This window comes from Streptococcus parasanguinis (assembly GCF_019929185.1).
Classification (GTDB): domain Bacteria; phylum Bacillota; class Bacilli; order Lactobacillales; family Streptococcaceae; genus Streptococcus; species Streptococcus parasanguinis_O.
Map to the genome: position 1 here is coordinate 161,510 of NZ_JAHZPC010000004.1, position 19,382 is coordinate 180,891.

Sequence of the window (19,382 nt, forward strand, 5' to 3'; positions counted from 1 at the left end):
GTGGTGTGAATTTTGGCGATTAACGCACAAGAAATCAGCGCTTTAATTAAGCAACAAATTGAAAATTTCAAGCCAAACTTTGACGTCACTGAGACAGGTGTTGTAACCTACATTGGTGACGGAATTGCCCGTGCTCATGGGCTTGAAAATGCCATGAGTGGTGAGTTGTTGATCTTTGAAAATGGCTCATACGGGATGGCCCAAAACTTAGAAACAACGGATGTCGGGATCATCATCTTGGGTGATTTCACGGATATTCGTGAAGGAGACTCTGTCCGTCGTACAGGTAAAATCATGGAAGTCCCTGCAGGGGATGCCTTGATTGGTCGGGTTGTCAACCCACTTGGCCAACCAGTAGATGGTTTAGGTGAGATTGTGACAGATAAATTCCGTCCAGTTGAAACACCAGCTCCTGGCGTTATGCAACGGAAATCTGTCTCAGAACCCCTACAAACTGGTTTGAAAGCTATTGATGCCCTTGTTCCAATCGGACGAGGTCAACGGGAATTGATTATCGGGGACCGTCAAACAGAGAAAACTTCGATTGCCATCGATACCATCTTGAACCAAAAGGGTCAAGACATGATCTGTATCTATGTGGCGATTGGTCAAAAAGAATCAACAGTTCGTACGCAAGTAGAAACTCTCCGTAAATACGGAGCTATGGATTATACGATTGTGGTAACCGCTTCGGCTTCTCAACCGTCTCCATTGCTCTACTTGGCACCTTATGCCGGGGTTGCCATGGCAGAAGAGTTCATGTATAACGGTAAACATGTTTTGATCGTCTATGATGATTTGTCAAAACAAGCCGTAGCTTACCGTGAATTGTCCCTTCTTCTCCGTCGTCCACCAGGACGTGAAGCCTTCCCAGGGGATGTCTTCTATCTCCATAGCCGTTTGTTGGAACGTTCTGCGAAAGTTTCAGATGAATTGGGTGGGGGTTCTATTACAGCTCTTCCAATCATTGAAACCCAAGCAGGAGATATTTCTGCTTATATTGCAACCAACGTGATTTCGATCACAGACGGACAAATCTTTTTGCAAGATAGTTTGTTCAATGCTGGTATTCGTCCAGCCATTGATGCGGGTTCTTCTGTATCTCGTGTAGGGGGAGCTGCCCAAATCAAGGCTATGAAGAAAGTTGCAGGTACCCTTCGTATCGACCTTGCTTCCTACCGTGAATTGGAAGCCTTCACGAAATTTGGTAGTGACTTGGATGCTGCGACTCAAGCGAAATTGAACCGTGGTCGCCGAACAGTTGAAGTCTTGAAACAACCCGTTCATGAACCATTGACGGTTGAAAAACAAGTCGTGATCTTGTATGCCTTGACTCATGGTTTCTTAGATAGTATTCCAGTAGACGACATTCTTCGTTTCCAAGAAGAGTTGTTTGATTACTTTGAAGCACATTATCATCAAATCTTTGAGACGATTCGTTCGACACATGATCTTCCAGCAGAAGAAGAACTGGATGCAGCCCTTACAGAATTTGTCAACCAGTCAAATTTCAAATAGAAATAGGAGTGGAAGATGGCAGTTTCATTAAATGATATAAAAAATAAAATTGCATCCACTAAAAATACCAGTCAAATTACCAATGCCATGCAGATGGTCTCTGCTGCTAAACTCGGGAAATCCGAGCAAGTAGCCAAGGATTTTCAGGTTTATGCTGCCAAGGTACGTAAGTTATTAACAGACTTGCTCCATGGACATGAAACAGAAAATGCCAAGTCCCATCCGATGTTGGTGAGTCGCCCGGTAAAAAAGACAGCTTATATCGTGATTACATCTGATCGTGGTTTGGTCGGGGGTTATAATGCCTCCATCCTTAAAACCATGATGGAAATGAAGGCAGAATACCATCCAACTGGAGATGACTTTGAAGTGATCTGTATTGGAAGCGTCGGTGCGGATTTCTTCCGTGCCCGTGGGATTCAGCCGGTTTATGAATTGCGTGGTTTGCCTGATCAGCCTAGCTTTAAGGAAGTTCGCAAGATCATTTCGAAAACAGTCCAAATGTATCAGGAAGGCTTGTTTGATGAGTTATACGTCTGTTACAACCACCACGTCAACAGTTTGACTAGTCAAATGCGGGTGGAACAAATGCTTCCAATTATTGATTTGGACCCCAATGAAGCGGATGAGGACTACGCATTGAATCTAGAATTGGAATCTAGTCGAGATGCCATTTTAGATCAATTGCTTCCTCAATTTGCTGAAAGCATGATCTATGGTGCCATTATTGATGCTAAAACAGCTGAAAATGCTGCTGGGATGATGGCCATGCAAACTGCAACAGACAATGCCAAGAAAGTCATTGATGAATTAACGATTCAATACAACCGTGCTCGTCAAGCAGCGATTACACAAGAAATTACCGAAATCGTTGCGGGTGCTAGCGCCCTTGAATAGTTGTCGGATACAATTTTAAATACAAAAACAGATGCTTGAAAGAGAACTTTTGAGCAGTAGAAATTACTTAGAATAGGAGAATGACATGAGTTTAGGCAAAATTTCTCAGGTCGTAGGTCCCGTCGTAGACGTTACCTTTTCCGTTGGAGATAAACTTCCTGAGATCAATAATGCGCTTGTAGTCTATAAAAATGACCAACAAAAATCAAAAGTCGTTCTTGAAGTAGCTTTGGAACTTGGTGATGGGGTCGTACGGACCATCGCCATGGAATCAACCGATGGTTTAACACGTGGAATGGAAGTCTTGGACACAGGTCGTCCAATCTCTGTTCCAGTCGGAAAAGAAACCTTGGGACGTGTCTTCAATGTTCTTGGAGATACCATTGACTTGGATCAACCTTTTGCTGAGGATGCTCCTCGTGACTCCATCCACAAAAAAGCTCCATCCTTTGACGAGCTCTCTACTTCAGAAGAAATTCTTGAAACAGGGATCAAGGTCATTGACCTCTTAGCCCCTTATTTGAAAGGTGGGAAGGTCGGACTCTTCGGTGGTGCCGGAGTTGGGAAGACTGTCTTGATTCAAGAATTAATCCATAATATTGCCCAAGAACACGGTGGTATTTCTGTATTTACCGGTGTTGGGGAACGGACACGTGAAGGGAATGACCTTTACTGGGAAATGAAAGAATCTGGCGTTATTGAAAAAACAGCCATGGTCTTTGGACAAATGAATGAGCCACCTGGAGCACGGATGCGTGTTGCTTTGACTGGTTTGACCATTGCGGAATACTTCCGTGATGTCGAAGGTCAGGACGTTCTCTTGTTTATCGACAATATCTTCCGTTTCACCCAAGCCGGATCTGAAGTATCAGCCCTTTTGGGACGGATGCCATCAGCCGTTGGTTACCAACCTACTTTGGCAACTGAAATGGGGCAATTGCAAGAACGGATTACGTCAACGAAGAAAGGTTCTGTTACATCCATCCAAGCCATCTATGTGCCAGCCGATGACTATACAGACCCAGCGCCAGCAACCGCCTTTGCCCACTTGGATTCAACCACCAACTTGGAACGTAAGTTGGTACAATTGGGGATCTACCCTGCGGTGGACCCATTGGCATCAAGCTCACGTGCCCTTTCTCCAGAAATCGTAGGAGAAGAACACTATGCAGTCGCTTCTGAAGTCAAACGCGTCCTTCAACGTTACCATGAATTGCAAGATATCATTGCTATCTTGGGGATGGATGAATTGTCTGACGAAGAAAAGACCTTGGTTGCTCGTGCTCGCCGGATCCAATTCTTCTTGTCACAAAACTTCAACGTTGCAGAACAATTTACAGGTCAACCTGGATCTTATGTACCAGTTGGAGAAACTGTTCGTGGCTTTAAAGAAATTTTGGACGGGAAATATGACCATCTTCCTGAAGATGCCTTCCGTGGTGTTGGATCGATCGAAGATGTGATTGCCAAAGCTGAAAAAATGGGATTCTAAGAAGAGGTGAAAGATGAGTCAAATGAACGTCCAAATCGTTACACCGGATGGACTGGTTTATGATCATCATGCCGCATTTGTATCTGTCAAGACAATTGATGGTGAATTAGGGATTTTACCTCATCATATCAATACCATTGCGGTTTTGGCTGTAGACCAAGTAAAGGTTCGTCGTGTCGACGATGACAAACATATTGATTGGATTGCAGTCAATGGGGGGATTATCGAAGTAGCTGATAATGTCATTACCATTGTTGCCGATTCTGCCGAACGTGCTCGAGATATCGACATTAGTCGTGCAGAACGTGCCAAACTGCGAGCTGAAAAAGCGATTGAAGAAGCCAAAGATCAGCATTCGGTTGATATGGAACGTCGTGCTAAAATTGCTCTTCAACGCGCCATTAACCGGATTAATGTCGGAAATCGTTTATAACATATTCAAAATAAGGTGGAGGTATGTCCTCACCTTATTTTTGTTGGGAGAGAATCAAAAGAAGAAAGTAAGGACCAAATATGGTATAATAGCTGTATGATTCAAATGATTTTTAATCTTTCAAGCCATCTATTGTTTATCTTTTTTGCCTATTACCTATTGATGAACCTGGTTCAATGGGAAAAGTTTTTAAAAGTAAGTGCTGAAAATGCAGTTAAAATCCGTTTTTTGATCTTGATGATCAGTGTCGGAATAGGCTATCTAGCGAGCTCATTTTTTATAAGTATCTATGAGATGAGTCGGCAGATTTTTATTGGCCAATTCTAGCCACATTTTATAAAAAATATGGTATGATAGAAAGCGTGACTTTAAGAAATTGGAGAACAATCCCGTATGGAAAAAATAATCGTTAATGGTGGTCATAATCGACTGGTTGGAACCGTCAAAATCGAAGGAGCAAAAAATGCTGTCCTTCCTCTTCTTGCTGCAACAGTTCTAGCAAGCGAGGGCGTGACAACCTTGAAAAATGTACCTGTTTTATCAGATGTCTTTACAATGAACAATGTTGTTCGTGGGTTGAATGCACAAGTAACCTTCAATGAAGAAGACAATACGGTTGTCGTAGATGCGCAAGCAAAATTATCAGAGGAAGCACCTTATAAGTATGTGAGCAAGATGCGGGCTTCTATCGTTGTCCTAGGTCCTGTCTTGGCACGCAATGGCCATGCCAAAGTTTCCATGCCTGGAGGCTGTACGATCGGTAGTCGTCCGATTGACCTCCACTTGAAAGGTCTGGAAGCTATGGGAGCTGAAATTACCCAAACAGCCGGCTATATTGAAGCAAAAGCAGATCGTCTCAAGGGAGCACACATCTATATGGACTTCCCATCAGTAGGGGCGACACAAAATATTATGATGGCGGCAACCTTGGCAGATGGAGTTACTGTGATTGAAAATGCAGCTCGAGAACCTGAAATTGTTGACCTAGCTCTCTTGCTGAATAAAATGGGGGCTAACGTCAAGGGTGCAGGAACTGAGACCTTGACCATTGTTGGTGTGGAGAGCTTGCACGGTGCAAACCACAATGTTGTGCAAGACCGCATCGAGGCTGGAACCTTTATGATTGGGGCAGCCATGACTGGTGGAGACGTCTTAATCGAAGATGCCATTTGGGAACACAACCGTCCGCTTCTATCTAAGATGCAGGAGATGGGTGTGACGGTAACCGAAGAAGAAAATGGAATTCGGATTCAGTCGGATATCAGTAAGCTCCGTCCAGTGACCGTTAAAACCCTTCCGTATCCAGGATTCCCAACCGATATGCAGGCTCAATTCACAGCCTTGATGGCCATGGCTAAAGGTGAGTCTACCATGATTGAAACGGTTTTTGAGAATCGCTTCCAGCATTTGGAAGAAATGCGTCGGATGGGCGTTCACTCGGATATTATGCGGGATACAGCTCGTATCGTTGGAGGGGAAAGCTTCCAAGGTGCAGAGGTTATGTCGACCGATTTACGAGCAAGTGCAACCTTGGTCTTGATGGGCTTGGTAGCAGAAGGAGAAACGAAAGTCAGCAAATTAAGTCACTTAGATCGTGGTTATTATCAATTCCATGAGAAATTGGTGGCACTAGGTGCAGACGTGAAACGTGTAGAGGAAGAAGACGATGAAAACTAATCTTCGCTATGTTGGAAAACAGCTAGGAATTGTCCTCCTGTTGGCTGTGATTGGAATCATCATTTTTGCAGTTGGTTTGGTCATTGGCTATGGAGTGATTGGAGATGGAAAAAATCCATGGTCCATTCTCTCTCCGGATACTTGGTCAGAGATCATTGGAAAGCTAACAGGCAAATAAGCTTTTAACTAAAATTGAGTAAAAAGGAGAGCAGCGAATCGAGTCAATGACCCATCTAGCGCTGCTCTTTTTTGGAGAGAGATATGGCAAAACAAACAGTAAGCAAACGAACCAAACAAACCCTAGCAGGTTTTGTGGTGGCAACGGCCCTAGCTATTGGGGGCTATTATTTTAATCAACCGGCGGTAAAAGAAGCGACGGATCAGGTTGTTTCGGTGGTAACTAGTAGCCAGCAAGAAACACCTAGTAAAGAGTTAGCTAGCTCTGTACTAACGAAATCTGCCCGTTCACAATTGGGGAATGACTTGGAATGGAATGGTGCTGGAGCCTTTGTAGTTAAGGGGAATCGCACAGATCTGGATGCTAGTGTGGCCAGTCAACCCTATGCCGATAACAAGACAAAAGAAGTGAATGGAAAGACCGTACCGACGGTTGCGAACGCTATTATGACCAAGGCGACTCGCCAGTACAGAGATCGAGATGCAACAGGTAGTGGCCTAACCGATTGGAAACCAGCAGGTTGGCACCAGGTCCACAATCTGTCCGGTGAGTATGACCATGCTGTGGATCGGGGCCACCTATTGGGCTACGCCTTGATCGGCAATCTCAAAGGTTTCGATGCTTCGACGAGCAATCCCAAAAATATCGCTGTACAAACGGCTTGGTCCAATCAAGCCAATGACCCTCATTCTACCGGTCAAAACTACTACGAGACCCTGGTTCGAAAAGCACTGGATAAGAACAAGAGGATCCGCTATCGAGTAACCTTGATCTACAACCAACCAGAAGATTTGATTCCGTTAGGTTCTCATATCGAAGCCAAATCGAGTGATGGGACCCTTGAGTTCAATGTCTTTGTTCCCAATGTTCAAAGTGGGATTAGCCTGGATTACCAGACAGGAAAAGTAACCGTTCATCAATAAGCCAGAAAGCATGGCTATTTAAGTTTTTTTTAAGAATGGAGTGTTACAATGGCATACCTTCTTTAAGAGAAAGGAGAATGTATGAGAACCATTTTTCGATTTTTCAGAGGAATCCTTCGCATGGCTTGGAGTCTTTTTTGGGGATTTTTCTGGACCATTGCCATCAGTTTTCTCGTCCTAGTGGGGATCATCTATTTCACAGATTCTCCTAGTTCTGGTATGGATGGATTTGGACGAGCTGCCCAAAAGGTTGTCTATCAAGTCGGCAATTTATTTGGTGATCAGGGCTTTGCATCGCGCTTTGGGATGACACCTAGCTCACAGACCACGCAGACGGACAATCATGAGCATAGTGGCGCTCGCTGGGAAAAAGCGGAAGCCACGGTCTATTTGGATCCCAATATCAATCAAACCTTTATAAAAGCTTATCGGGATGCTATTGAGGCTTGGAACCAAACAGGCGCCTTTACCTTCAAGCTGGTTACAAATGAAAAAGAAGCTAATGTGGTCTTGACGGAAATGGATAACGCATCGGTTTCTGCTGCTGGAGAGACTGCCTCTCAGACTAACCTCTTAACCAACCGCTTCACCCACATCACAGTGCGTCTCAATCGCCATTATCTTTTAAATTATGTCTATAACTATAGTTATGATCGGATTGTCAATACAGCTGAGCATGAGCTAGGCCATGCGATAGGGCTGGACCACACTGATGGAGAATCGGTCATGCAACCGGCTGGTTCCTTCTACAGTATTCAGGATACAGATGTGGAAGCAGTTCGACAATTGTATAAGGAAGAATAAGTTTTAAAATACTTTCTAAAAGTTCTGAGCCTCAAGGGGCTCAGGATTTTTTTGATGGCTCGTCTTTTCTTGTTTAATCCGTAAAAAGATAGTAAAATAGGGACATGATTATTTTACAAGCCAACAAAATTGAACGCTCTTTTGCAGGGGAGGTTCTTTTTGATAATATCAGCCTGCAGGTGGATGAAAGGGACCGGATTGCCCTGGTCGGAAAGAACGGAGCCGGCAAGTCTACCCTCTTAAAAATCTTGGTGGGAGAAGAAGAACCAACTTCAGGAGAAATCAATAAAAAGCGGGATCTTTCTCTCTCTTATTTAGCCCAGGATAGTCGCTTTGAGTCGTCCAATACTATCTACGATGAGATGCTCCACGTCTTTGACGATCTCCGTAAAACGGAGAAAACTTTGCGGCAGATGGAGCTTGCGATGGGGGAAAAAACTGGGGCTGACTTAGAAAAACTCATGCAGGATTATGACCGTCTATCGGAAGAATTCCGTCAGGCTGGTGGCTTTACCTATGAGGCGGATATCCGCGCCATTCTCAACGGCTTTAAGTTCGATGAGTCCATGTGGCAGATGAAGATTGAAGAGCTGTCTGGAGGGCAAAATACCCGTCTAGCTCTGGCTAAGATGCTTCTAGAAAAACCAAATCTTTTGGTACTGGACGAGCCGACCAACCACTTGGATATTGAGACCATCGCCTGGTTGGAAAACTATCTGGTTAATTATAGTGGGGCCCTTCTCATTGTCAGCCACGACCGGTATTTCCTAGATAAGGTCGCAACCATTACCTTGGACCTGACCAAGCATTCTTTAGATCGCTATGTCGGTAATTACTCCAGTTTTGTGGAGCAAAAGGAGCAAAAATTGCTGACCGAAGCCAAGAACTACGAGAAGCAACAAAAAGAAATTGCAGCTCTGGAAGACTTTGTTAATCGTAATTTGGTGAGGGCGTCGACTACCAAGCGAGCCCAGTCTCGACGCAAGCAGTTGGAAAAAATGGAGCGCTTAGATAAGCCGGAAGCTGGGACCAAGTCTGCCCATATGACCTTCCATTCCGATAAGACCTCGGGAAATGTCGTCTTAACAGTAGAAGAAGCAGCCGTCGGCTATGACGATCAAATCCTGTCAGAGCCCATCAATTTGGATATCCGCAAGATGAATGCGGTCGCTATTGTAGGACCAAATGGGATCGGGAAATCTACTCTTATCAAAACCATCGTTGGGCAGATTCCTTTTATCAAGGGAGAAGCTCGTTTTGGGGCCAATGTCGAGGTGGGCTACTATGATCAGACCCAAAGTAAACTGACGCCTCACAACAGTGTCTTGGATGAGCTCTGGAATGACTTTAAACTGACGCCAGAAGTGGAAATTCGTAATCGCCTGGGAGCCTTTCTTTTCTCTGGGGATGATGTCAAGAAAACCGTCGGCATGTTGTCGGGTGGAGAGCGGGCCCGCTTGCTTCTAGCCAAGCTGTCCATGGAGAATAACAATTTCTTGATTCTCGATGAGCCAACCAACCACTTGGACATCGATAGCAAGGAAGTGCTGGAAAATGCCTTGATTGATTTTGATGGGACCCTGCTCTTTGTCAGCCACGACCGTTACTTTATCAATCGGGTAGCCACACAAGTTTTGGAACTCTCAGAAGAAGGCTCGACTCTTTATCTAGGAGACTACGACTATTATCTGGAGAAAAAAGCTGAGTTAGAGGCTCTCGCTGCAGCACAAGCAGAAGCTGTGCCTGTTTCTTCGATGGAAGAAGTAGCAAGTAATGATTATCACATGCAAAAGCAAAACCAGAAGGAACTCCGGAAAATCACCCGTCGCATTGAGCAATTGGAAGCAGAGATGGAAGAGCTGGATCAAAAAATCCAAGACATCACCGAAACCATGCATAGCACCAACGATGCAGCTGACTTGGTTCAACTCCAGAGCGAGCTGGATCAACTGACTGTCCAGCAGGAAGCGGTCATGGAAGAGTGGGCAGAACTGTCAGAGCAGGTGGAATAGATGGAAGATCTTGGAAAAGTTTTTCGTGAATTTCGAATAAGTAAGAATTATTCGTTAAAAGAAGCTGCAGGAGAAGCTTGCTCGACCTCCCAGTTATCCCGTTTTGAATTGGGAGAGTCGGATCTGGCTGCTTCGCGCTTCTTTGACATTTTGGACAATATCCATGTGACGATTGAGAATTTTATGGATAAGGCCAGAAATTTTCAACACCATGAACATGTCGCTTTGATGGCTCAGATTATTCCGCTTTACTACTCAAATGATATTGCAGGTTTTCAAAAGCTTCAAAGAGAACAACATGAAAAAGCCAAACATTCCACCAATCCCCTCTATTTTGAGCTGAACTGGATCCTGCTACAAGGCCTGATTTGCCAGAGAGATGCCAGCTTCACGATGAAGCAGCGTGATTTGGATAAGGTGGCAGATTATCTCTTTCAAACGGAAGAGTGGACCATGTATGAATTGATCCTCTTTGGCAATCTCTACAGCTTTTATGAGGTGGACTATGTTACACGGCTTGGGAGAGAAGTGATGGAGCGTGAAGATTTCTACAAAGAAATTGATCGCCATCGAAAACTGGTCTTAATTCTGGCCCTGAATTGCTACCAGCATTGTTTAGAATACCGTTCTTTTGAAAATGCTAGCTGTTTTGAAGCTTATGTAGAAAAGATTATCGGCAAGAGCATCAAGCTCTACGAACGCAATGTCTTTCATTATCTCAAGGGATTTGCCCTGTATCAAAAGGGGCAAACAGAAGAAGGGCGGCAGCAAATGCAGGAAGCCATGCATATTTTTGACGTGCTGGGACTGCCAGAGCAGGTGGCCTATTATCAAGAACATTTTGATAAATTTGTAAAAAATGAATGTTCTAAATAGGACAGTGATAAAGGAGATTTTATGAATCGACATGCGGTCCAATTAATTAGTCGTGGAGCTATTAACAAAATTGGAAATATGCTCTATGATTATGGGAATAGTGTCTGGCTGGCCTCGATGGGGACTATAGGAAAGACGGTATTAGGGATCTATCAGATTTCTGAGTTAGTGACAGGGATTCTTGTGAATCCTTTTGGAGGAGTGATTTCAGACCGTTTTTCTCGTCGCAAGATTTTGATGACGACCGACCTGGTTTGTGGACTTCTTTGTTTGGCGATTTCTTTTATCACAAATGATAACTTGATGATTGCGGCCCTGATTTTTGCCAATATTATTCAGGCCATTGCCTTTGGTTTTTCTCGACCTGCCAATAAGGCCATTATTACCGAGGTAGTAGAGAAAGACGAGATTGTGACCTATAACGCCCAATTGGAGTTAGTCTTACAGGTTGTCAGTGTCTGTTCACCTGTTTTTTCTTTCCTAGTTCTACAATTTGCCAGTCTTCATATGACCCTCTTGTTAGATGCACTGACCTTTTTCATTGCTTTTGTCCTAGTGGCTTTCCTTCCGAAAGAAGAAGCTAAGGTTCAAGAGAGGAAACAGTTTACCGGGAAAGATATTTTTTCTGATATCAAGGATGGCTTAGACTATATCTGGTATCAGAAAGAGATTTTCTTTCTCTTGTTGGTGGCTTCTAGCGTCAATTTCTTTTTTGCGGCTTTTGAGTTTTTACTTCCCTTCTCGAATCGTCTATACGGGGTTAAAGGAGCTTATGCGACCATTTTAACGCTGGGAGCTATTGGATCTATTCTAGGAGCGCTTGTTGCCAATAAAATGAAATCAAGTATGAAAATTCTCCTGTTTTTACTGATCATGGCAGGGGTCGGAGTATTCATAATGGGCTTGCCCCTTCCGCCTTATCTTTCCTTTTCAGGAAATTTGGTCTGTGAATTTTTTGTGACCATTTTCGACATCCACGTTTTTACCCAAGTACAAACCAAGGTGGAAGATGATTATCTAGGTAGAGTATTGAGCACAATTTATACCTTGGCTGTTCTCTTTATGCCCATCGCCAAAGGGTTGATGACTTGGTTGCCAAGCGTCCGTATGGAATCATTTCTCTTGATTGGAGCTGGGATTATTCTCTTTTCACTCTTGGCTCAGCTAGTGGCTAAGCAGCTTCAATCAAAAGAACAGTAGGGATCCTTTGATAAATTTGTAAACCATTATTTTTCCCAAATAGGGGACAAAATGAAAACCTCTTTCATGAACTGATACAATAGTTTCAGAAAATGAAGGAGGTTTTTTTATGAATCGACATGCAGTCCAATTAATTGCTCGTGGAGCGATCAATCGAATGGGAAATATGCTCTATGATTACGGGAATAGTGTCTGGCTGGCCTCGATGGGGACGGTAGGAAAGACAGTGTTGGGGATCTATCAGATTTCTGAACTTGTCACCTCCATTCTAGTCAATCCATTTGGTGGTGTGATCTCAGACCGGTTTTCTCGTCGCAAGATTTTGATGACGACCGACTTGGTTTGTGGTCTCCTTTGTTTGGGCATTTCTTTTATCACGAATGATAGCTTGATGATTGCGGCCCTGATTTTTGCCAATATTGTCCAGGCCATTGCCTTCGCTTTCTCTCGTACAGCTAATAAAGCCATTATCACAGAAGTCGTAGAGAAGGACGAGATTGTGACCTATAATGCCCACTTGGAGTTGGTCTTACAAGTAGTTGGTGTCAGCTCTCCTGTGTTCTCTTTCCTTGTTTTACAATTTGCCAGTCTCCATGCGACCCTCTTACTGGATGCACTGACCTTTTTCATCGCCTTTGTCCTAGTGGCATTCCTTCCGAAAGAAGAAGCCAAAGCTCAAGAGAAGAAGCCTTTTACGGGAAAAGATATTTTTTCGGATATGAAAGATGGACTAGACTACATCTGGCATCAGAAAGAAATTTTCTTTCTCCTCTTGGTGGCTTCCAGCGTCAATTTCTTTTTTGCAGCTTTTGAGTTTTTACTTCCCTTTTCCAATCGACTCTACGGGGTCAAGGGGGCTTACGCGACCATCTTAACATTGGGGGCTATTGGCTCCATCATCGGAGCCTTGATTGCTAATAAATTTAAATCAAGCATGGAGATGCTTCTCTTCTTATTGATTTTAACAGGAGTGGGAGTTTTCATGATGGGCTTGCCCCTTCCTCACCTTCTTACCTATTCTGGAAATTTAGTCTGTGAACTCTTTATGACAATTTTCAACATTCACTTTTTTACCCAAGTGCAAACCAAGGTAGAAGGAGACTATCTGGGCAGGGTCTTAAGCACCATTTTTACCCTAGCCATTCTCTTTATGCCCATCGCAAAAGGCTTGATGACCTGGTTACCAAGTGTTCGAGTAGAATCCTTTATCCTGATTGGAGCTGGAGTTATTCTCTTTTCACTCCTAGCACAAGTAGTCGCAAAAAAATTGCATGCAAAAAGTCATTAGAAAAGCATGAAAAAAGCACCGATCGGTGCTTTTTTAGTTGTTATTTTTTTCTTCTGTCTTGATTTACTTCTTTGCTTCTTCCAGTTGCTTTTGAGTGCTCTTAAGTTCTCTTTTTAGGGAGAAGCCCTTTGAAAAATTAACCAAGGTCATGACGAATGCACCTAAGAGGACACAGAGCAAGATCAGAATGATCAAAGGCAATTTAAATTGGACCAAGAGGAAATTTACGGTAACCGATTGCATGTTTGCAAGGGAAATACCAGCAATCAATAAAATTAAAAGTAATAAAGCAAAGTAGTGTAGATTATTTTTGTTCATCATTATCTCCTTATTGTTCAGCAGGGGCCTTGCTTTTCACATCAGCGTATTCTTCCGGCTGCTCTAGGCTTAGAATCTCCTCATAAGCCGGTAGGGAAAGGTCCTTGCCATATTTATTTTTTAAAGCAGTGCTCACTAGGCGATAGGCCAAATTGGCATTTCGGGACAAGATAGGACCGTGGAAGTAGCTGCCAAAGACGTTCTTGTAATGAACCCCTTCGCATCCATCTTCTTTGTTGTTCCCATTTCCATAGACGACCTTGCCCAGTGGTTTTTCATCCTCAGCCAAGAAGGTCCGACCTTGGTGGTTCTCAAAACCATAATAGGTTTCGTTAAATTCTTCGTTATGGATTTTGATATCACCGATATAGCGGTTGTTGACTTGGTTGAGCGTATAGTGGCCCATAATACCGAGGCCCTCAATGCGTTTGCCAGAAGCTTCAATGTAGTATTGGCCTAGAAGTTGAAAGCCACCACAGATAGCAAGGACTACCCCATCGTCATGAATAAAGCGTTCGAGGTCTTCTTTTTTATCTGGTAGATCCTCGGATACAATGGTCTGTTCGTAGTCTTGCCCGCCGCCGAAAAAGGCGATATCGTAGGCATCAGGGTCGAACCGGTCTTTGAGAGAGACGATATCAACAGTGACATGGGCTCCAAGCTTTTCCGCAACGTACTTGAGCATGAGGATATTTCCATTGTCCCCATAGGTATTCATTAAGTTGCCATAGAGATGGGCAATGCGCAGGCTGTAGGGATACTGTGCCTGATCAGAAGATTCTAGGGAAGTATAAGTCATTAGTGCATCTCCTTTTCAATCAGGTGTTCTTGGGCCAAGAGTTCACGGAATTCTAGCATGGCTGTATAGGTAGCTAAAATGTAAGCATGAGGGGTTTCCTGTTGCTGGATACGTTGGAAGACCTCTTTTAATTCAGCCATTTCAGTGATCTGGTCAGCAGGATAGCCAGTGACCCGGAGTCGCCGAGCGATCTCAGAGTGGCGTACTCCTCCGGCGTTAATCTCTGGGATGTCCATCTGGGTGATTTGCTCAAAGTCCGCATCCCAGATCCAGCTGGTGTCGATCCCATCTGCATAATTCGCGTTGAGAAGCACAGACAAGCTGAAGGAATACGGCGCTAGTTTGATCATTTCAATAGCCTGAGTAGCTCCAACTGGATTTTTGATCAGGACTAGGGTACATTCCTTATCCCCAATCTTAAAGGTTTCCTGACGACCGAAGACAGCGCGGCTGCGATCAAATCCTTGCTTAATCACTTCAGGTTGAACCCCAAAGAATCCAGCAACAGAGACAGCTGCTAAGGCATTGTAGATGTTGTAGAGACCACCGATATTGATGTGGTAATCTTGCCCTTGGATCCGGAAGTTGGAAGATCGATGGGTTAAAGAGATGAGGTCCGATACGGCATAGGTCAGAGGGGGCCGGTGGAAACCACAGTGTTCACAGATATAATCTCCCAGGTTAGCATAGGTATTGAGCTTGTACTTGAGGATGTTGTGGCAATGCGGGCACAGGATTCCTTCGGTATTGTAATGGGCTAGTTGTGGCTCTGATTTTTCTGTATCAAATCCATAATATTGGATCGGATTGGATAAGGTCTGACTATTAAATAGCGGACTATCTCCATTTAACAGAACCGTCGCAGTTGGGACCTTGTGAATGGCATCCAAAATCATTTGGTAGGTCGTATAGATCTCACCGTAGCGGTCCATCTGGTCTCGGAAAATATTGGTGACCACAAAAAGGCTGGGCTTAATATAATCACAAATCCGAGATAGGCTGGCCTCGTCGATTTCTAGTACCGCAATCGGTCGATTTGATTTCGAATGTTTGGCCCGTAAAAAGGTCGTTGTAATCCCAGAGATCATATTGGCTCCGCTTGGATTGGTCAAAATCGGTCCAAACGCTTCTTGGAGAATACCTACGGTTAGTGCAGTGGTCAGGGTTTTCCCATTTGTCCCTGTAATCACAACAATCTCATAGTTTTTTGCCAGTTGACTGAGAATATCTTTATCAAATTTGAGGGCTACTTTACCTGGTAGGGTTGATCCCCGCCCCATTTTTTCTAGAATAGAGCCGGAAAGCTTTCCTGCCAGAAGGCCCAAGGTTGTATTTATCTTCATAAATCATATTTTATCATAAAAAGCATCAGAAGGTTACAGAAAAATCTGTTGAAACATGTTATAATAAGGTGATGTCTTTTAGAGAAGTGGTAGGTATGAGAATATGAATATTCAACAGTTTACAAATCCACAATTTTGGACCAGTTTGTTCCCGAATTGGTGGAGTATTATTATCAATATCATCGATATTGCCCTGGTGGCTTGGTTGTTGTATTTTTTGATCAAGGCCATCGTAGGGACTAAGATCATGATTTTGGTTCGTGGAGTTATTATCTTTTTCTTGGTGCAGTTTTTAGCCAATTTCTTAGGGCTCACGACTATTTCATGGCTGATCAATCAAGTGATTACCTATGGGGTTATCGCCCTGGTTGTGATTTTCTCCCCTGAGATTCGGATTGGTTTAGAGCGTCTGGGCCGGGCGACAGAATTCTTTACGACGAGTGAAGTCAGTCAGGAAGAAAAGATGGTACAGGCCTATGTCAAGGCAGTAGCTTATATGAGCCCACGTAAGATTGGTGCCTTGGTAGCTATTCAAGGAGCCAGAACCCTTCAGGAATATATTTCCACAGGGATTCCTCTAGATGCAGATATTTCAGGAGAATTGCTGATTAATATCTTCATTCCTAATACTCCTTTGCATGATGGAGCCGTCATTGTCCGCAATGATAAAATCGCTGTTTCTTGTGCCTACCTGCCCTTGACCGAAAACACTGGAATTTCAAAAGAGTTCGGAACGCGTCACCGCGCAGCCATTGGTTTGTCTGAAGTTTCGGATGCCTTTACCTTTGTGGTATCAGAAGAAACGGGCGGGATCTCTGTGACCTATAATGGAACCTTCCGACATGATTTAACCTTAGAAGAGTTCGAGGCAGAATTGAGAGCCTTCTTGGTTCCTGAAGAGAATAAAACGACTAGTTGGAAAGAGCGTCTATTTGGGAGGGTAACAAAATGAGATCGAAAAAAGAATTTCTTTATGTTTTTGCCTCCGTCTTATTGTCCTTTATCTTGTTTATTAATGCGTCATCCTTTAATTTTCAAAATAATAGTAGCGCTAGACAAGTGAGTTCAGAGACCTACACCAATACCTTGACCAATATTCCAATTGATGCCAAGTACAATGACAAGACATACTTTGTCAGTGGGTTAACATCAGAGGTAACGGTCTTTCTAAAGGGTTCAAACCGGGTCGCTCTAGCAAGCGAAATGCAGCCAGGAACGCGAAAATTTCGCGTGGTAGCCGATCTTCGTAAGGCCAAGGAAGGTACCGTCGAAGTACCGTTGATTGTAGAAGATCTTCCGGCTGGTTTGACCGCAACCGTAGAGCCTCAAAAAGTTTCTGTAAAAATCGGGAAGAAAGCGAAAAAATCGTTTGCGGTCAGGGCCACGATCCCGGACAATCAAATTGTGGATGGAATAACGGTATCGGATATTACTCTTGAAACCACCAAGGTAGAAGTGACCAGCGATCAAGAAACCTTGAGTCGCATTGATCATGTCCAAGCGGTCTTCCCATCCAGTGAGATCATTAGTGGAAATTATAGCGGAACTATTTCCTTAAATGCAGTAGATGCCCAAGGAAATGTTCTACCAGGTTTGGTCAAGCCGAGTGAAACACGGATTCAAGTGACCACAAAGAGTAGCTCGTCTACGTCAAGCTCAAGCAGCTCGTCGTCGACCTCCTCCAGTTCAAGTAATTAGAAAGTAAAAAAGGTAATTAAGAATGGGTAAATATTTTGGAACGGACGGTGTCCGTGGAGAAGCAAATGTAGAATTAACGCCAGAATTGGCTTTTAAACTAGGTCGTTTCGGTGGCTATGTCTTGAGCCAACATGAAGAAGAAACACCCTTGGTATTTGTTGGGCGTGATACGCGTATTTCTGGTGAAATGTTGGAGCATGCCTTAATTGCTGGACTCTTATCTGTTGGGATTCGTGTCTACAAGTTGGGTGTGATTGCAACACCTGGTGTTGCTTACCTAGTTCGTACGGAAAAAGCCAGCGCCGGGGTGATGATTTCTGCTAGCCACAATCCAGCCTTGGACAATGGCATCAAATTCTTTGGTGGTGATGGCTTCAAATTGGATGATGATCGCGAGCTTGAAATTGAGGCCTTGCTTGATGCGGCTGAAGATACGCTTCCACGTCCAAGTGCGCAAGGTTTAGGAACGGTCATGGAATATCCAGAAGGCTTGCGTAAGTATCAAGAATTCCTTGTATCGACAGGCGTCCAACTCGAGGGCATGCACGTAGTCTTAGATACAGCAAATGGTGCAGCCTCTACTAGTGCCCGTCAAATATTTGCAGATTTGGGAGCTCAATTGACCGTCATCGGTGAAAACCCAGATGGTTTGAACATCAATGATGGGGTTGGTTCTACTCACCCAGAGCATTTGCAGGAGAAAGTGAAAGAAGTAGGCGCAGCGATTGGTCTTGCCTTTGACGGAGACAGCGATCGCTTGATTGCTGTTGATGAAAATGGAGAGATCGTAGACGGAGATAAGATCATGTACATCATCGGTTCTTATCTTTCAAGCAAAGGCTTGCTCGAAAAAAATACGATCGTCACAACCGTTATGTCTAATCTCGGCTTCCACAAGGCATTAGATGCGAAGGGAATTCAAAAAGAAATCACAGCTGTCGGAGACCGCTATGTTGTTGAAGAAATGCGCAAGTCTGGGTACAATCTTGGTGGTGAACAATCTGGTCACGTAGTCATCATGGATTACAACACAACTGGTGATGGTCAATTAACAGGCGTTCAATTGACGAAAATCATGCAAGAAACCGGTAAGAAATTATCTGAATTGGCTGCTGAAGTAACCATTTATCCACAAAAACTGGTTAATATCCGGGTTGAAAATAGTATGAAAGACAAGGCGATGGAAGTTCAAGCCATCCGTGAAATCATTGAAAAGATGGAAGCGGAAATGGCAGGAAATGGTCGCATCCTTGTTCGCCCTAGTGGTACTGAACCACTGCTTCGTGTCATGGCAGAAGCACCAACCCATGAAGAAGTGGACTACTATGTAGATACCATTGCTGCAGTTGTTCAAGCAGAGATCGGACTTTAACCTTGTAAAAAACATGGCTCGCAAACAGGTGAGAAAAGGAGGAAGTTATGAAACAGGTCCGTCAAATTGTATGGTCACTTGTCTTAGTGCTAACGGTTGTATTTGCAAGTGTTTTTACTAAAACAATTCATGCTGCAGAAGTCTCGTCTTATACACAGACAGCAAGCTTAACGAAAGATGGCAATACTTTAACGAATGGGAGCAAGGTGTTGACGAATGAAAAATTGTCAGCTAGCATTTCTTTGACCTTCCCTGATTCGCAAGCCATTCAAGCTGGTGATACTTTAACACTTAGCTTACCAAAAGAATTAACCCTCTACACAGCATTGGAATTCAATGTTCTTGAGGAAGGCCAATCAAATGGTCAGACTGTGGGGAAAGCTGTCGTTAATACAGCTAAGAAAACAGTGACTGTTACCTTTAATGATTATTTCGCATCTCATCCACTCAATAAAACGAGTTGCTCTTCATTTTGATGTAAAAGTAGACTCCGAAGTAGTTACAAAAACATCTCCAATCCAATTTAAATTAGGGAATACGAACTTTTCATTGAA

Annotated in this window: 20 protein-coding genes; 17 read left to right on the plus strand and 3 right to left on the minus strand. The window is 43.7% G+C overall.

Annotation, left to right across the window (positions count from 1 at the left end):
• Positions 1-12: 12 nt before the first annotated feature.
• The 13 genes from atpA to K1I56_RS04390 all read left to right on the plus strand — a co-directional run bounded on the left by atpA (position 13) and on the right by K1I56_RS04390 (position 13,298).
• Positions 13-1,518, plus strand: a complete 1,506-nt coding sequence (gene atpA, locus K1I56_RS04330) for a F0F1 ATP synthase subunit alpha (protein WP_223325360.1) — start codon at positions 13-15, stop codon at positions 1,516-1,518.
• A gap of 15 nt (positions 1,519-1,533) precedes the next feature.
• A complete protein-coding gene (locus K1I56_RS04335) occupies positions 1,534-2,415 on the plus strand; it encodes a F0F1 ATP synthase subunit gamma (RefSeq protein ID WP_223325361.1) in 882 nt (293 codons plus the stop codon).
• A gap of 85 nt (positions 2,416-2,500) precedes the next feature.
• Entirely contained in the window at positions 2,501-3,907 is a 1,407-nt protein-coding gene (atpD, locus tag K1I56_RS04340) for a F0F1 ATP synthase subunit beta (RefSeq protein ID WP_223325362.1), read from the plus strand.
• 13 nt (positions 3,908-3,920) lie between these two features.
• Positions 3,921-4,340 carry a F0F1 ATP synthase subunit epsilon gene (locus K1I56_RS04345; RefSeq protein WP_003002471.1) on the plus strand — a complete coding sequence of 140 codons (420 nt, stop codon included), beginning with the start codon at positions 3,921-3,923 and terminating at the stop codon, positions 4,338-4,340.
• A gap of 96 nt (positions 4,341-4,436) precedes the next feature.
• Positions 4,437-4,667, plus strand: coding sequence for a DUF1146 family protein (locus tag K1I56_RS04350; RefSeq protein WP_049474822.1), 231 nt, complete (start codon positions 4,437-4,439; stop codon positions 4,665-4,667).
• A gap of 66 nt (positions 4,668-4,733) precedes the next feature.
• Positions 4,734-6,017, plus strand: a complete 1,284-nt coding sequence (gene murA, locus K1I56_RS04355; RefSeq protein WP_049474821.1) for a UDP-N-acetylglucosamine 1-carboxyvinyltransferase — start codon at positions 4,734-4,736, stop codon at positions 6,015-6,017.
• Entirely contained in the window at positions 6,007-6,195 is a 189-nt protein-coding gene (locus K1I56_RS04360) for a DNA-directed RNA polymerase subunit beta (protein WP_003006464.1), read from the plus strand. The genes murA and K1I56_RS04360 overlap by 11 nt, the downstream gene beginning before the upstream one ends.
• A gap of 83 nt (positions 6,196-6,278) precedes the next feature.
• Positions 6,279-7,118 (plus strand): DNA/RNA non-specific endonuclease, encoded by an 840-nt coding sequence (locus K1I56_RS04365; protein WP_223325363.1) that lies wholly within the window; start codon positions 6,279-6,281, stop codon positions 7,116-7,118.
• Positions 7,119-7,199: 81 nt separating this feature from the next.
• Entirely contained in the window at positions 7,200-7,922 is a 723-nt protein-coding gene (locus K1I56_RS04370) for a M57 family metalloprotease (protein ID WP_223325364.1), read from the plus strand.
• Between the two features lie 104 nt (positions 7,923-8,026).
• The gene (locus tag K1I56_RS04375) at positions 8,027-9,934 is read left to right on the plus strand and encodes an ABC-F family ATP-binding cassette domain-containing protein (protein WP_223325365.1); all 1,908 of its coding nucleotides are present in this window, start codon (positions 8,027-8,029) and stop codon (positions 9,932-9,934) included.
• Positions 9,935-10,810, plus strand: coding sequence for an XRE/MutR family transcriptional regulator (locus K1I56_RS04380; protein ID WP_223325366.1), 876 nt, complete (start codon positions 9,935-9,937; stop codon positions 10,808-10,810).
• Positions 10,811-10,831: 21 nt separating this feature from the next.
• The gene (locus K1I56_RS04385) at positions 10,832-12,010 is read left to right on the plus strand and encodes an MFS transporter (RefSeq protein WP_223325367.1); all 1,179 of its coding nucleotides are present in this window, start codon (positions 10,832-10,834) and stop codon (positions 12,008-12,010) included.
• A 109-nt stretch (positions 12,011-12,119) separates the two neighbouring features.
• Positions 12,120-13,298, plus strand: a complete 1,179-nt coding sequence (locus K1I56_RS04390; RefSeq protein ID WP_223325368.1) for an MFS transporter — start codon at positions 12,120-12,122, stop codon at positions 13,296-13,298.
• A gap of 63 nt (positions 13,299-13,361) precedes the next feature.
• Here the strand turns inward: K1I56_RS04390 and K1I56_RS04395 are convergent, their stop codons facing one another.
• From K1I56_RS04395 to murT, 3 genes are read right to left on the minus strand one after another with little or no spacing between them, the layout of a single operon-like run.
• Complete coding sequence (locus tag K1I56_RS04395; RefSeq protein ID WP_223325369.1) at positions 13,362-13,616, minus strand: lipopolysaccharide assembly protein LapA domain-containing protein; 255 nt, start codon at positions 13,614-13,616, stop codon at positions 13,362-13,364.
• A 10-nt stretch (positions 13,617-13,626) separates the two neighbouring features.
• A complete protein-coding gene (gene gatD / locus K1I56_RS04400; RefSeq protein WP_009732567.1) occupies positions 13,627-14,415 on the minus strand; it encodes a lipid II isoglutaminyl synthase subunit GatD in 789 nt (262 codons plus the stop codon).
• Positions 14,415-15,758, minus strand: coding sequence for a lipid II isoglutaminyl synthase subunit MurT (murT, locus tag K1I56_RS04405; protein WP_195422933.1), 1,344 nt, complete (start codon positions 15,756-15,758; stop codon positions 14,415-14,417). The genes gatD and murT overlap by 1 nt, the downstream gene beginning before the upstream one ends.
• A gap of 103 nt (positions 15,759-15,861) precedes the next feature.
• Between murT and cdaA the strand changes: the two genes are divergently transcribed.
• Genes cdaA through K1I56_RS10020 form a run of 4 tightly spaced genes read left to right on the plus strand, consistent with a single transcriptional unit; the run spans position 15,862 to position 19,304 of the window.
• The gene (cdaA, locus tag K1I56_RS04410; protein WP_223325370.1) at positions 15,862-16,710 is read left to right on the plus strand and encodes a diadenylate cyclase CdaA; all 849 of its coding nucleotides are present in this window, start codon (positions 15,862-15,864) and stop codon (positions 16,708-16,710) included.
• Positions 16,707-17,456, plus strand: coding sequence for a CdaR family protein (locus tag K1I56_RS04415; RefSeq protein WP_118397085.1), 750 nt, complete (start codon positions 16,707-16,709; stop codon positions 17,454-17,456). Before cdaA ends, K1I56_RS04415 begins: the two co-directional genes overlap by 4 nt.
• 22 nt (positions 17,457-17,478) lie before the next feature.
• Positions 17,479-18,828, plus strand: coding sequence for a phosphoglucosamine mutase (glmM, locus tag K1I56_RS04420; RefSeq protein ID WP_223325371.1), 1,350 nt, complete (start codon positions 17,479-17,481; stop codon positions 18,826-18,828).
• 47 nt (positions 18,829-18,875) lie between these two features.
• Positions 18,876-19,304 (plus strand): Ig-like domain-containing protein, encoded by a 429-nt coding sequence (locus K1I56_RS10020; RefSeq protein WP_411575281.1) that lies wholly within the window; start codon positions 18,876-18,878, stop codon positions 19,302-19,304.
• Positions 19,305-19,382 lie beyond the last annotated feature (78 nt).